The organism is Pantoea anthophila (assembly GCF_006494375.1).
Classification (GTDB): domain Bacteria; phylum Pseudomonadota; class Gammaproteobacteria; order Enterobacterales; family Enterobacteriaceae; genus Pantoea; species Pantoea anthophila.
Genome location: NZ_VHIZ01000050.1, coordinates 90,663 through 103,670, shown reverse-complemented (window position 1 = coordinate 103,670; position 13,008 = coordinate 90,663). Strand labels below are relative to the sequence as shown.

The 13,008-nt window shown below is 57.4% G+C and carries 11 protein-coding genes; 9 read left to right on the top strand and 2 right to left on the bottom strand.

Annotated features, from left to right (window positions below; translation table 11 throughout):
- Positions 1-12 precede the first annotated feature (12 nt).
- The 6 genes from flgG to flgL all read left to right on the top strand — a co-directional run bounded on the left by flgG (position 13) and on the right by flgL (position 6,399).
- On the top strand, positions 13-795 hold the full coding sequence (gene flgG, locus FJW00_RS12640; protein ID WP_009090877.1) for a flagellar basal-body rod protein FlgG: 783 nt from the start codon (positions 13-15) through the stop codon (positions 793-795).
- Positions 796-855: 60 nt separating this feature from the next.
- A complete protein-coding gene (locus tag FJW00_RS12635) occupies positions 856-1,566 on the top strand; it encodes a flagellar basal body L-ring protein FlgH (RefSeq protein WP_033736336.1) in 711 nt (236 codons plus the stop codon).
- Positions 1,567-1,575: 9 nt separating this feature from the next.
- The gene (locus FJW00_RS12630) at positions 1,576-2,685 is read left to right on the top strand and encodes a flagellar basal body P-ring protein FlgI (protein WP_009090875.1); all 1,110 of its coding nucleotides are present in this window, start codon (positions 1,576-1,578) and stop codon (positions 2,683-2,685) included.
- The gene (gene flgJ, locus FJW00_RS12625) at positions 2,685-3,644 is read left to right on the top strand and encodes a flagellar assembly peptidoglycan hydrolase FlgJ (protein ID WP_140924332.1); all 960 of its coding nucleotides are present in this window, start codon (positions 2,685-2,687) and stop codon (positions 3,642-3,644) included. Before FJW00_RS12630 ends, flgJ begins: the two co-directional genes overlap by 1 nt.
- 125 nt (positions 3,645-3,769) lie before the next feature.
- Positions 3,770-5,419, top strand: a complete 1,650-nt coding sequence (flgK, locus tag FJW00_RS12620; RefSeq protein ID WP_140924330.1) for a flagellar hook-associated protein FlgK — start codon at positions 3,770-3,772, stop codon at positions 5,417-5,419.
- Positions 5,420-5,433: 14 nt separating this feature from the next.
- A complete protein-coding gene (gene flgL / locus FJW00_RS12615; RefSeq protein WP_009090872.1) occupies positions 5,434-6,399 on the top strand; it encodes a flagellar hook-associated protein FlgL in 966 nt (321 codons plus the stop codon).
- A gap of 179 nt (positions 6,400-6,578) precedes the next feature.
- Here the strand turns inward: flgL and rne are convergent, their stop codons facing one another.
- Entirely contained in the window at positions 6,579-10,013 is a 3,435-nt protein-coding gene (rne, locus tag FJW00_RS12610; protein WP_140924328.1) for a ribonuclease E, read from the bottom strand.
- A gap of 572 nt (positions 10,014-10,585) precedes the next feature.
- Here rne and rluC point away from each other — a divergent pair.
- A complete protein-coding gene (gene rluC / locus FJW00_RS12605; protein ID WP_140924326.1) occupies positions 10,586-11,542 on the top strand; it encodes a 23S rRNA pseudouridine(955/2504/2580) synthase RluC in 957 nt (318 codons plus the stop codon).
- Positions 11,543-11,553: 11 nt separating this feature from the next.
- On the opposite strand, the gene FJW00_RS12600 is transcribed toward rluC, so the two are convergent.
- Positions 11,554-12,141, bottom strand: a complete 588-nt coding sequence (locus tag FJW00_RS12600; protein ID WP_140924324.1) for a Maf family protein — start codon at positions 12,139-12,141, stop codon at positions 11,554-11,556.
- 140 nt (positions 12,142-12,281) lie between these two features.
- Here FJW00_RS12600 and yceD point away from each other — a divergent pair, with 140 nt between their 5' ends.
- Entirely contained in the window at positions 12,282-12,803 is a 522-nt protein-coding gene (gene yceD, locus FJW00_RS12595) for a 23S rRNA accumulation protein YceD (RefSeq protein WP_009090867.1), read from the top strand.
- A gap of 14 nt (positions 12,804-12,817) precedes the next feature.
- Positions 12,818-12,988: a 50S ribosomal protein L32 gene (rpmF, locus tag FJW00_RS12590; protein ID WP_003849870.1), complete on the top strand. Its 171-nt coding sequence runs from the start codon at positions 12,818-12,820 to the stop codon at positions 12,986-12,988.
- The last annotated feature ends 20 nt before the right edge of the window (positions 12,989-13,008 follow it).

Below are 13,008 nucleotides of genomic sequence, written 5' to 3'. Positions count from 1 at the left end.
GAGGATAACAACATGATTCGTTCTTTATGGATCGCTAAGACCGGTCTTGATGCGCAGCAGATGAACATGGACGTGATTGCCAACAACCTGGCTAACGTCAGCACCAATGGCTTTAAGCGTTCGCGTGCCGTGTTCGAAGATCTGATGTACCAGACCATGCGCCAGCCGGGCACGCAGTCGTCCGAACAGACGACGCTGCCCTCCGGTCTGCAGATCGGCACCGGTGTCCGTCCGGTCACCACCGAGCGTCTGCACACCCAGGGCAACCTGTCACAGACCAGCAATTCAAAAGATATCGCCATTAATGGCCAGGGCTATTTTCAGATTCAGATGCCGGATGGCACCTCTGCTTATACCCGTGACGGCGCGTTTCAGGTGGATCAGAACGGCCAGCTGGTGACCAACTCCGGTTTCCCGGTGCAGCCCGGTATTACCATTCCGGCTAACGCCACCAGCATCACGGTTTCGCGTGACGGTGTGGTGAGCGTGACGCAGCAGGGCCAGGCCCAGGCTGCGCAGGTGGGTCAGTTAACCCTGAGCACCTTCATGAACGATGCCGGTCTCGATAGCGTGGGTGAAAACCTCTACAAGGAAACTCAGGCATCGGGCGCACCAACTGACAGCACCCCAGGCCAGAACGGCGCGGGTCTGCTCTATCAGGGCTATACCGAAACCTCAAACGTTAACGTGGCGGAAGAGCTGGTCACCATGATTCAGACGCAGCGCGCTTACGAAATCAACAGCAAGGCGATCAGTACCTCTGATCAGATGCTGGCGAAATTAACGCAGATTTAATCCCGAACAGGGCCAGCCCATGCTGGCCTGAATGACAGACATTAATAAGGTCGTGACGCCGTGGCGAAGCAACAGATTCTCAAGCCTGGACATTGGTTAGTCGCCTCGCTGCTGCTAACTCTTAACGGTTGTGCCCTGGTCCCCCGGACCCCGCTGGTCGAAGGCGCAACCACAGCACAGCCGATGCCGTCCGCGCCACCGGTGGTAAACGGCTCCATTTTCCAGGGCGTCGCGCCGCTTAACTACGGCTATCAGCCGCTGTTTGAAGACCGCCGTCCACGCAACATTGGCGATACCCTGACCATCACGCTGCAGGAAAACGTCAGTGCCAGCAAAAGCTCTTCCGCCAATGCCAGCCGCGATGGCAGCAACAGCTTTGGCCTGAACGCCGTGCCGACCGGTCTGGCGGGCCTGGTGGGTGCCGGTGGCGAAAAAGCCAATATCAGTGCGGAAGGCAAAAACGATTTCGCCGGGAAAGGGGGCGCATCTGCCAACAACACCTTTACCGGCACCATTACCGTCACGGTGGATCAGGTGTTGTCGAACGGCAACCTGCACGTGGTCGGTGAAAAACAGATCGCCATTAATCAGGGCACGGAGTTCATTCGCTTCTCAGGTGTAGTCAACCCACGCACCATCAGCGCCAGCAACGCCGTGTTATCTACCGCTGTCGCCGATGCACGTATTGAGTACGTCGGAAATGGCTATATCAATGAGGCGCAGACCATGGGTTGGTTACAGCGCTTCTTCCTGAACATCTCGCCGATGTAAGAGGTTTCAATGAAAAAGTTAACGCTGTTGCGCGCCGGGCTGGCGCTGCTGCTGGGCGTCAGCCTGCTGGCAAAAGCCGATTTGATCCGTGACTTAACCACCATCCAGGGGGTTCGCGAGAACCAGTTACTGGGCTATGGCCTGGTTGTGGGTCTTGATGGTACCGGTGACCAGACGACCCAGACGCCGTTTACCACTCAGACCGTCAGCAACATGCTGTCACAGCTGGGGATTACCGTGCCCGCAGGCACCAACATGCAGCTGAAAAACGTGGCGGCGGTTATGGTTACCGCAAAACTGCCCGCGTTTGCCCGTCAGGGACAGAACCTGGATGTGGTGGTCTCTTCGCTGGGTAACGCCAAAAGCCTGCGCGGCGGCACGCTGTTAATGACGCCGCTGAAAGGGGTCGATAACCAGGTCTATGCGCTGGCGCAGGGAAATATCCTCGTGGGCGGTGCAGGCGCATCGGCAGGCGGCAGCAGTGTTCAGGTTAACCAGCTTAACGGCGGCCGGATTACCGGCGGCGCCACGGTAGAGCGTGAACTGCAGAGCAACTTTGGTTCGCAGAACACCATTAACCTGCAGCTGAACAACGAAGACTTCTCCATGGCGCAGCGGATTGCTGATGCCATTAACGCGCGTGGGGGATATGGCTCGGCTCAGCCGCTGGATGCGCGTACCGTGCAGATCCGCGTCTCACCAAACAATGGTGCGCAGGTGCGTCTGCTGGCCGATATCCAGAACATTAACGTCTCGATTCCGGTTGAAGATGCCAAAGTGATCATCAACTCCCGTACCGGCTCGGTGGTGATGAACCGCGAAGTGACGCTGAATCAGTGTGCGGTGGCGCAGGGCAACCTCTCTGTGACGGTCAACCAGCAGCAGAACGTCAGCCAGCCTGATACCCCGCTGGCCGGTGGTCAGACGGTGGCGACAACGCAGACCCAGATCGATCTGCGTCAGAGCGGCGGTGCGCTGCAACGCGTCAACGCCAGCGCCAACCTGAACAACGTGGTGCGTGCGCTGAATGCGCTGGGCGCGTCACCTATCGAGCTGATGTCGATTCTGCAGTCAATGCAGAGTGCCGGCTGTCTGCGTGCCAAACTGGAAATTATCTGATGGCTGATATGCAATCTGTGATGAGTGCGGCTTACGACAGCCGCTCCCTTAATGAACTGAAACACCAGGCCAGCAACGACCCGAAAGGGCATGCGTTGCAGGTGGCGCGTCAGGTCGAAGGGATGTTTGTACAGATGATGCTGAAGAGTATGCGCGAGGCGTTGCCGCAGGACGGCATTATGAGCAACGAACAGACCAAACTCTTCACCTCTATGTATGACCAGCAGATTGCGCAGGAGATGGGGAAACGCGGGCTTGGCCTGGCGGAAACCATCGTCAAACAGATGCAGCCCGCTGTCGCGCCGGATGAGAAAGCCGGAACGGTGCCGATGAAGCTGGATAACAGCTTCATCCTCAGCACCAGCGGGGCGACGCCGATGCCGGCGCAGCAGCTGGAGCAGATGGTGCGTAAAGCTATGCCGCGTCTGCCTGCCGCTTCGCCAACCGGCCTGCCCAGCGACAGCCGCGAGTTTATCGCGCAGCTGACGCAGCCCGCGCAGGCGGCCAGTCAGCAGAGTGGTATCCCTCATCACCTGATTCTGGCGCAGGCGGCGCTGGAGTCGGGCTGGGGCCAGCGTCAGATCCTGACCCGCGACGGCAAACCGAGCTATAACGTCTTCGGCATCAAAGCGAGTGGCGACTGGAAGGGTGACACCACCGACATCATGACCACCGAATATGAGCAGGGCGAAGCGAAAAAAGTCCGGGCCAGCTTCCGGGTCTATAACTCCTATTTCGAGGCGCTGACCGACTACGTCCGGCTCCTGACGAAAAACCCACGCTATGCGGCGGTCACTACCGCATCCAGTGCAGAGCAGGGCGCGCAGGCGCTGCAGGCGGCGGGCTATGCCACCGATCCTAAATATGCGCAGAAGCTGGTGGGAATGATTCAGCAATTCAAAAGCATGGGCGACAAAGTCGTTAAAGCGTACAACCAGGATATTGGCGACCTGTTCTGATCATTGCGCCTCAAGTTTCACTTAAGCAAGCCGATAACATCACCATAAGCCAGATGCGTTTTCGCCCGCTGGCATTCATTCAGATCTCTGCCAGCCCGGTTGACGGGGGAACGTAAGGAACCGAGATGTCCAGCATAATTAACTCCGCGATGAGCGGATTGAGTGCCGCACAGGCCGCCCTGAGCACCACCAGTAATAACATCACGAACTACACCGTGGCGGGCTACTCCCGTCAGACAACGGTGCTGGCGCAGGCAAACAGTACCCTGCAGGGCAACAGCTATTACGGCAACGGCGTAAAAATCTCCGGTGTACAGCGCGAGTATGATGCTTTCATCGCAACGCAGTTGCGCGGTGCCAGTGCCAGCTACAGTGCTGTCGATCTCCAGCATAGCCAGATCTCTAACATTGACGATCTGCTGTCGACCTCGACCACGAGTCTCTCCACCTCCCTGCAGGGCTTCTTTACCAACCTGCAGAACGTGGTCAGCAACGCCAACGATCCCTCGGCGCGTCAGTCTATGCTCAGTAACGCTCAGGGGCTGGTCAGCCAGTTTCAGACCACGGCGCAGTATCTGAACAACATGCAGAACAGCGTCAATTCTGATGTCGCCTCCAGCGTGAAACAGATCAACACCTACAGCTCGCAGATTGCCGACCTCAACCAGCAGATTGCCAAACTGACAAACGGCAACGGTGCCGAACCTAACGATCTGCTGGATAAACGCGATCAGCTGGTTAACGAGCTGAATAACGTGGTTGGCGTCACGGTTTCGCAGCAGGATGGCAATTACACCGTATCCATGGCCAACGGCCTGACGCTGGTCAACGGCTACAAATCCAGCGATCTGGTGGCAATGAACTCCAGCAGCGATCCGACACGCACCACCATCGGCTATGTCGACAAACAGGCGGGCAACGTCGAGATCCCGGAAAAGCTGATCACCACCGGATCGCTGGGCGGTCTGCTGGCGTTCCGCTCTCAGGATCTCGATCTGGCACAGAATCAGCTCGGACAGCTGGCGGCGGCCTTTACCACCAGCTTTAACGACGTGCACAAGCAGGGCTTTGACAGCAACGGCGACCAGGGTGTCGATTTCTTTAACATCGGCACTCCGCTGGTAGTCAGCAACAGCAAAAACAGCACCGCTGCGTCGGTCACCGCCGAATGGACCGATACCAGCGCGCTGAAAGCCTCTAACTACACCGTCAGCTATGACGGCACTAAATGGACTGCCACCCGTGCTTCAGACAGCACGGCGGTCACCATTGCGCAGGGAACCGACGCCAGTGGCAACACGACGCTGAGCTTTGATGGTCTGAAACTGACCGTCGCGGCCACCCCGGCACCTGCCGCAAAAGACAGTTTCCTGGTGAAGCCGGTTCAGAACGTCATTAACGACATGTCCGTAGCGATTACCAGTGAATCCCAGGTAGCCGCGGCGGGCGCCGCGGGCGGTGAAAGTGATAACCGCAATGCGCAGAAGCTGCTGAACCTGCAGGATGTGAAGCTGGTGGGCGGAAATGCCACGCTGTCGCAGGCTTATGCGAGCATCGTCAGCACCGTGGGTAACAAAACCAGCTCGCTGGAAACCACCAGCACCACCCAGAAAAGCGTGGTCAGTCAGCTGACCGATCGCCAGCAGTCGGTCTCTGGCGTAAACCTCGATGAGGAGTACGCCAACCTGACTAAATACCAGCAATATTACATGGCTAATGCGCAGGTGCTGCAGACGGCCAGCACCGTGTTTAACGCATTGATCAATATTCGCTAAGGGCAGGAGATAACATGCGAATCAGTACAAATATGATTTTTGACCAGCAGGTGCGCGGCATTACCGACTCGCAGGCCTCCTGGCTGAAAGTGGGTGAGCAGCTCTCCAGCGGTCGCCGTGTAACGAATCCCTCGGATGACCCGATTGCGGCGTCACGCGCGGTGGTGCTGTCACAGACCCAGCAGAAGGGAAGTCAGTATGCGCTGGCGCGTACCTTTGCTGAGCAGGGGCTCTCCCTGGAAGAGAATGCGCTGAAAGGCGTGACCAGCAGTATTCAGAGCGCACAGACGCTGATCATCAACGGTTCAACCGGTACGCTGAGCGACGATGACCGTGGCTCGATCGCCACCCAGCTGGAGGGGATCCGTGCTCAGTTGCTGAACCAGGCAAACAGCCAGGATGCCAACGGACGCTACATCTTTGCAGGTTATAAAACCGACAGCGCACCTTTTGTTGATGGTGCCGGAACCGGCGTCACCTACACGGGCGGCACAGAAGCCATCACCCAGAAGGTCGATACCAGCCGTACCATGACCGTGGCGCACACCGGTGACAATGTCTTTATGTCTATCACCAGCAACGCAACCAAAGAGCCGGATGGCAGCGCCAGCGAAACCAACCTGTTTAAGATGCTGGATAGCGCGATTGCCGCACTGAAAGTGCCGCAGAATGATGCTGACGCCGCAACCAAAAAGACCTTCCAGGACGCCATGGATAAAACCAACCGCGGCCTGGGCAATGCGCTGAATAATGTTTTAACCGTGCGTGCTGAGATTGGTACCCAGCTGTCTGAAATCGATACGCTGAATGCGCAGGGTGATGACCGCGACGTGATCTATAACTCCCAGATGAGTGACCTGGTGAATGTGGATTACACCGAGGCCGCTTCCAGCTACACCATGCAGCAGACGGCACTACAGGCTTCTTATAAGACCTTTACCGACATGTCGAAGATGTCACTGTTTAAGATGAACTCGTAATCTGACCTGAAAATTTGAGCGTACTTTAACCGGATACGCTTAGTTTTTCCCACTCTCCCCTCAGGGAGGGTGGGATTTTTTTTGCCTGTGATTTAGCGACTGGCGGAGCAGGGGGACAGAATGGCAGCCATAAAAAAACCCCGGCTAAGGCCGGGGTTCAGATGACAACTGCTGAGAGATTACGGCTTGGTTGCCGGGGCTGTTGCCTGATGCGTGGCGCTGTGACCGCCTGCCGAACCGCGACCGTCGAACTGATACGGTGAACGTACCCAGTCACTGTGCGGGGCCGGTTCTGACTGCCAGGCTGGCGCCGGGGCTTTGGTCATTGGCGCAGAGGCGAAGTGCTTCCAGCGCGTGCCGTCATTGGCTACCGCATCAGCAGCAGGCGCGGCTGCTGCCGGCTCGGCTGCGTTCACGGGAGCTGCAGGCGCAACATCGCGCGCGGCAACCGGTGCGTGAGGTTCCTGAACCGGCGCGGTGTCAGCATCGGCTGCGACCGGAGCCTTCAGAACCTCTTCAACCTCGGCGGCAATCGCTTCGCTGACATCAACGGCAGCGTGCTCAGCAACGTCAGCTGGCTGTGCGGTATCCGCAGAGGCCGCAACCGGGGTTTCCGTGACCGGCTCAGCAGGAACGGCTTCAGCCGCGACCACTTCTGCTTTTGCTTCGTCTGCAGCAGGAACCACAGAAGGCTGCTGATCAACCGGTGCTTCAATAGCACGGGTGTCGTCAGTGTTCACCACCGGCACGGGTGTTTCTGCCAGTGGCTCGGCCTGCTGTACTGCGGCGTCAGCCTGCTGAACTGGCGCATCGGCTTGCGGCGCAGCCTGCTCTGCAGAGACGTCTGCCTGTACTGCGGATTCAGCCGCAGCCGCGACCGGCAGCGCAGTGGCTTCTGCGCTCTCTTCAGGGCTGTACGCCGGTGTCTCATGCGTCACATTCTGAACCTGCTCTTCGCTGGCCTGGCTTACCGGGTAGCGAACCCAGACTTTACCGGACGCCATCTCAGGTGAGGCTGCTGCCGCAGCCAGAGGCATTGCAGACTGCGTCGGATAACGCTCATCACGGTAACGACGACGACGTTGTCCGCTGACGCGCAGATGACGCGGTGAACGACGTGAGCGACGCGGCATATTCGCACCGTCGCGGTTCTCGTTGTCATCCTGATCGTCAGTCTGAGGGCTCTGCAGTTCGGGCTGCGGCTGAGCAACGTCGGCCGGCTGAGGCTGACGCACTTCGGCAGGCTGCGCATTGTCGCTGGCATCCGCTGCCACAGGCTGGCGGTTGTCATCAACGCGTACCTTCTGATTCAGCTGGCGCGGCTTACGACGCGGCATAACCTGAACGCGTTCCTCTTCCTGTGTGTCAGTCGCTTCCGGCGCATCTGCCACGGCTGACTGCTCAGCGGCTTTGGCGGCTTCTTCACCCGCGCGCTTCTCTTCCTGACGACGACGCTGACGTTCTGCACGCTGTTCACGGCGCTGCTGCTGCTGCTCTTCACGCTGCTGACGCGCTTCTTCGCTCAGTGCCGGACGCTCTTCGCGAGCCTCGCCAGACTGAGACTGACGCTTGTTGCGGCGATTATCGTTGCCATCACGCGGCTCGCGGCTCTCGCGTGGCTCACGGCTCTCACGCGGTTCACGTGGCTCGCGACTTTCACGCGGTTCACGGCCTTCGCGTGACTGTGCATTGTCACCGTTACGCGGCGTGCGTTCACGACGATTGTTGTTACGACGGTTGTTATTGTTGCGACGCTCGCCGCCACGGGAGGAACTCTGCTCCTGCTCACTTTCTGCGGCTTTCTGCGGTTCAGCAACGGCAGCGGCCTCAGGCTTGGCAGCAGGGGCTTCTTCGCCCGCGAACATTTTTTTCAGGCCACCCAGCAGGCGTCCGAAGAAACCGGTGCTGACAGTCGCTGACGGTGCCACCGCCGGCGCGCCTTTTGCTGCGGGTTTGCTTTCGGTGCGCTTCGCTTCAGGGGCGACTTCAACCGGGGCCGGTGGCGCATCAGGCATCACAAAGGCGGCCAGAGCTGGCTGCTCAGGACGACGACGCTCAGAGTGCTCCTCATCCGACGGCATCGCCATCTCGGCTTCATGCAGCTTCGGCAGGTGATAACTCAGGGTCTGCGTCTCTTCGCCTTTACGCACGCGCAGCACGGAGTAGTGTGGGGTCTGCATCTTGTCATCAGGAACGATGATCGCCCGCACGCCGCCCTGGCGTTTTTCAATCGCGTTGACCGCTTCACGTTTTTCGTTCAGCAGGTAAGAGGCCACCTGAACCGGAACAATCGCGTGCACTTCTTTGGTGTTGTCTTTCAGCGCTTCTTCTTCAATCAGACGCAGAATCGACAGCGCCAGTGATTCGTTATCACGAATGGTGCCGGTGCCGCTGCAGCGCGGGCAGACGTGGTGGCTGGACTCGCCCAGTGACGGGCTCAGACGCTGACGTGACATCTCCAGCAGGCCAAAACGTGAAATGTGGCTGATCTGAATACGGGCACGATCCTGACGGACCGCTTCACGCAGCCGATTCTCGACGGCGCGCTGATGGCGAACCGGAGTCATATCGATGTAATCGATAACGATCAGCCCGCCCAGGTCGCGCAGACGCAGCTGACGGGCAATCTCATCGGCCGCTTCCAGGTTGGTGTTAAACGCCGTCTCTTCGATGTCACCGCCGCGTGTCGCACGGGCTGAGTTGATATCGATAGCGGTTAATGCTTCCGTGCTGTCGATGACGATGGAGCCACCGGACGGCAGGCGAACTTCGCGCTGGAACGCCGATTCAATTTGCGATTCGATCTGATAGTGGCTGAACAGCGGGATTTCACCGGTGTAGAGCTTGATTTTGCTGCTGAAGTCCGGACGGCCCAGCGCAGCGATGTGCTGACGCGCCAGCTCCAGGACTTTCGGGTTATCGATAAGGATTTCACCGATGTCCTGACGCAGATAGTCGCGGAAGGCACGCACAATCACGTTACTTTCCTGATGAATCAGGAAGGGCGCCGGACGGCTCTCTGCGGCTTTTTTGATCGCATCCCAGTGCTTAAGACGGAAACTTAAATCCCACTGCAGCGATTCGGCAGATTTGCCGACGCCTGCGGTACGGACGATCAGGCCCATACCTTCCGGCAGTTCCAGCGCAGACAGGGCTTCTTTCAGCTCGGTACGGTCGTCACCTTCAATGCGGCGGGAGATACCGCCTGCACGCGGGTTGTTCGGCATCAGCACCAGATAACTGCCCGCCAGCGAGATAAAGGTGGTCAGCGCCGCGCCTTTGTTGCCGCGCTCTTCTTTATCGATCTGAACAATGACTTCCTGACCTTCACGCAGCACATCTTTAATGTTGGGACGGCCATGCGCGTTGTAGCTGGAGGGGAAGTATTCGCGGGAAATTTCTTTTAACGGGAGGAAACCGTGACGCTCTGCGCCGTAGTCGACAAACGCAGCTTCAAGGCTGGGTTCAATGCGAGTGATTTTACCTTTGTAGATGTTGGCTTTTTTCTGTTCGTGTCCGGGGCTTTCGATATCCAGGTCGTACAGACGCTGACCGTCAACCAGGGCAACGCGCAACTCTTCCTGCTGAGTTGCGTTTATTAACATTCTTTTCATCGTGACTTACTCGTTATTCTTTCATGAGTGATTACAGCTGCGGGCATAGTTACCCTGGACGAGTATCAACCGATGGCCCCGTGACTTAGTGCAATGTCGTCAACCTCACGGCTGTCGACCGCGCGAGGGGCGCAAATAACGTCGGTGGCCTGTTTTTCATAAGGGAAAACAGCACCAGATAGTGGAAATGCCTGAGACAATTAAAAAACCCGTGCATCCCATACTGTTGTCCAGGCCGCAACCCGCAGCCCGCTAAGTGCCTGATTTCGCATTACGTCTTACGCCATTGCTGCGTGTCTGCTCAATCCGGCAAAATGACAATTTCGCTCTTTTTCTGCCCTGAAATGCTTCAGGTAAGAAACTCAAGCATTATTCCACTGCTAACCTTCATATAGCAAGGCGACTTTAGCCAGCTTGTGAAGTTTCTTTACATTTAACTTATTAATGTGTCGGACAAAGCAGCGGTTTGCTGAAAAAGTCAGCAGGGAGGCGACCTGCCGCCACATCAACCCCAGAGTTAAGCACAGAAAAAGGGGTGGCGCTATCAGGGGACACTATTTAGAATCGCCGCCATGAAAACAGAGAATCCGGGCGTACAATTTGTCGCCATCACGGCTGAAAATGCCGGACAACGCATTGACAACTTTTTGCGCACCCAGCTCAAGGGTGTGCCAAAAAGCATGGTTTATCGCATCGTTCGCAAAGGCGAGGTGCGGGTGAATAAAAAGCGCGTCAAGCCCGAATATAAGCTGGAGGAGGGCGATGAGGTTCGCATTCCACCGGTGCGGGTCGCCGAACGCGATGACGAGGCCGTGTCACCGAAACTGGCAAAAGTGGCCTCGCTGGCTGACGCCATTCTGTATGAAGATGAGGCGCTGCTGGTGTTGAACAAGCCTTCCGGCACCGCCGTTCACGGAGGCAGCGGGTTGACCTTCGGCGTCATTGAAGGCCTGCGCGCACTGCGTCCCGAAGCACGCTTCCTGGAACTGGTGCATCGCCTGGACCGTGACACCTCCGGTATTCTGCTGGTGGCGAAAAAGCGCTCGGCGCTGCGCTCTCTGCATGAGCAACTGCGCGAAAAGGGGATGCAGAAGGATTATCTGGCGCTGGTGCGCGGCAACTGGCCGTCACATCTGAAAGTGGTTCAGGCTCCGCTGCTGAAAAACATCCTGCAGAGCGGCGAACGCGTGGTGCGCGTCAGCAGCGAAGGCAAACCCTCTGAAACCCGCTTTAAAGTGGAAGAGCGGTTTGAGTTTGCCACGCTGGTGAAGGCCAGCCCGGTAACCGGTCGCACGCACCAGATTCGTGTGCATACGCTGCACGCCGGTCATCCTATCGCTTTTGACGATCGCTATGGCGAACGTGACTTTGACAGTCAGCTGGCGGCAACCGGCTTAAATCGCCTCTTCCTGCACGCGGCGGCCCTGACCTTTACCCATCCTGGCACGGGCGACGTGATGCGGGTGGAAGCGCCGCTGGACGAAGGCCTGAAGCAGTGTCTGCTCAGGTTACGTCAGCGTAAAGGGTGAGTGCTCCGGCATCACGCGGTTAAAGGATTGATGCCGGCCTGCTGCAGCATTGCATTGAGCGCAATCAGCGGCAGGCCGACCAGCGTGTTGGGATCGCGCCCCTCCAGTCGATCAAACAGACAAATTCCCAGCCCCTCACTTTTAAAGCTGCCCGCACACTGAAGCGGCTGCTCTTTCTCAACATAGCCGGTAATCTCTGCCTCGGTTAAGGTGCGGAAATGCACCACAAAAGGTTCACACGCCTGCAGCAGTGTGCCACTGGCGGGATGACAGAGTGCCAGGCCGGTATAAAACGTAATCGCTTTGCCGCTGGCGGCACGCAGTTGCGCCCGCGCCTTCTCTGCGGTGTGAGGCTTTCCGGTAATCACGCCATCCAGTACACAGACCTGGTCAGAGCCGATAATCCAGTGACCGGGGTAGGTTTCTGCCAGTGCCTGCGCTTTGGCTTTGGCAAGTCGCGTCACCAGCGCCTGCGCCGATTCACCCGGCAGCGGCGACTCATCTACTTCTGGCGCAGCCGTAATAAAAGGCAGCCCCAGCTTGCGCAGCAGCGCCTGTCGGAAGGGGGAGGTCGAAGCTAAAAGAATCGATGGCGTCATTTTTTTTCAATAGTAATAGCGAATTGGTGACAGTCATTTTAAACTGTGCGCCGCACTGGATGCGAATAGTGGTTGAAAGATGCTGTTTAACGGCCTTTTTCTTTGACTCTATGACATTACAAAGTTAATATGCGCGCCCTATGCAAAAGGTAAAATTACCCCTAACGCTGGACCCTGTCCGCACCGCTCAGAAGCGCCTTGATTATCAGGGTGTCTACACATCTGCACAGGTGGAGCGTGTGGCCGAGTCGGTCGTTAGTGTGGACAGTGATGTGGATTGTGCCATGTCGTTCGCGGTTGATAGCCAACGTCTGGCGGTACTGACGGGTACTGCTGAAGTTCAGGTGACGTTACGTTGTCAGCGCTGCAACCAGACCTTTCCCCATCACGTAAAAGTCAGTTTTTGTTTCAGTCCCGTCTCTTCTGAAGAGCAGGCCGAAGCATTGCCGGAAGCGTACGAGCCGGTCGATGTCAACGAATTTGGTGAGATCGATCTGCTGGCGGTTGTTGAGGATGAACTGATCCTCGCGCTGCCGGTCGTTCCGGTGCACGATTCTGAACACTGTGAAGTGTCCGAGGCGGACATGGTCTTTGGCAAACTGCCTGCAGAGGCGGAGAAACCAAATCCATTTGCCGTATTAGCCAGTTTAAAGCGTAAGTAATAGGAGTAAGGTCCATGGCCGTACAACAGAATAAACCCACCCGTTCTAAGCGTGGTATGCGTCGTTCGCACGATGCGCTGACCACTGCTGCTCTGTCAGTAGATAAAGTTTCTGGCGAAACTCATCTGCGTCACCACATCACTGCGGACGGTTACTACCGCGGTCGCAAGGTTATCGTTAAGTAAGTTTCTTGCTTAGCAAGGCG

Coding starts and splice junctions, on each gene's coding strand:
- flgG (WP_009090877.1), top strand. CDS start 13: ATGATTCGTTCTTTATGGATCGCTAAGACCGGTCTTGATGCGCAGCAG.
- FJW00_RS12630 (WP_009090875.1), top strand. CDS start 1,576: ATGAAAAAGTTAACGCTGTTGCGCGCCGGGCTGGCGCTGCTGCTGGGC.
- flgJ (WP_140924332.1), top strand. CDS start 2,685: ATGGCTGATATGCAATCTGTGATGAGTGCGGCTTACGACAGCCGCTCC.
- flgK (WP_140924330.1), top strand. CDS start 3,770: ATGTCCAGCATAATTAACTCCGCGATGAGCGGATTGAGTGCCGCACAG.
- flgL (WP_009090872.1), top strand. CDS start 5,434: ATGCGAATCAGTACAAATATGATTTTTGACCAGCAGGTGCGCGGCATT.
- rne (WP_140924328.1), bottom strand. CDS start 10,013: ATGAAAAGAATGTTAATAAACGCAACTCAGCAGGAAGAGTTGCGCGTT.
- rluC (WP_140924326.1), top strand. CDS start 10,586: ATGAAAACAGAGAATCCGGGCGTACAATTTGTCGCCATCACGGCTGAA.
- FJW00_RS12600 (WP_140924324.1), bottom strand. CDS start 12,141: ATGACGCCATCGATTCTTTTAGCTTCGACCTCCCCCTTCCGACAGGCG.
- yceD (WP_009090867.1), top strand. CDS start 12,282: ATGCAAAAGGTAAAATTACCCCTAACGCTGGACCCTGTCCGCACCGCT.
- rpmF (WP_003849870.1), top strand. CDS start 12,818: ATGGCCGTACAACAGAATAAACCCACCCGTTCTAAGCGTGGTATGCGT.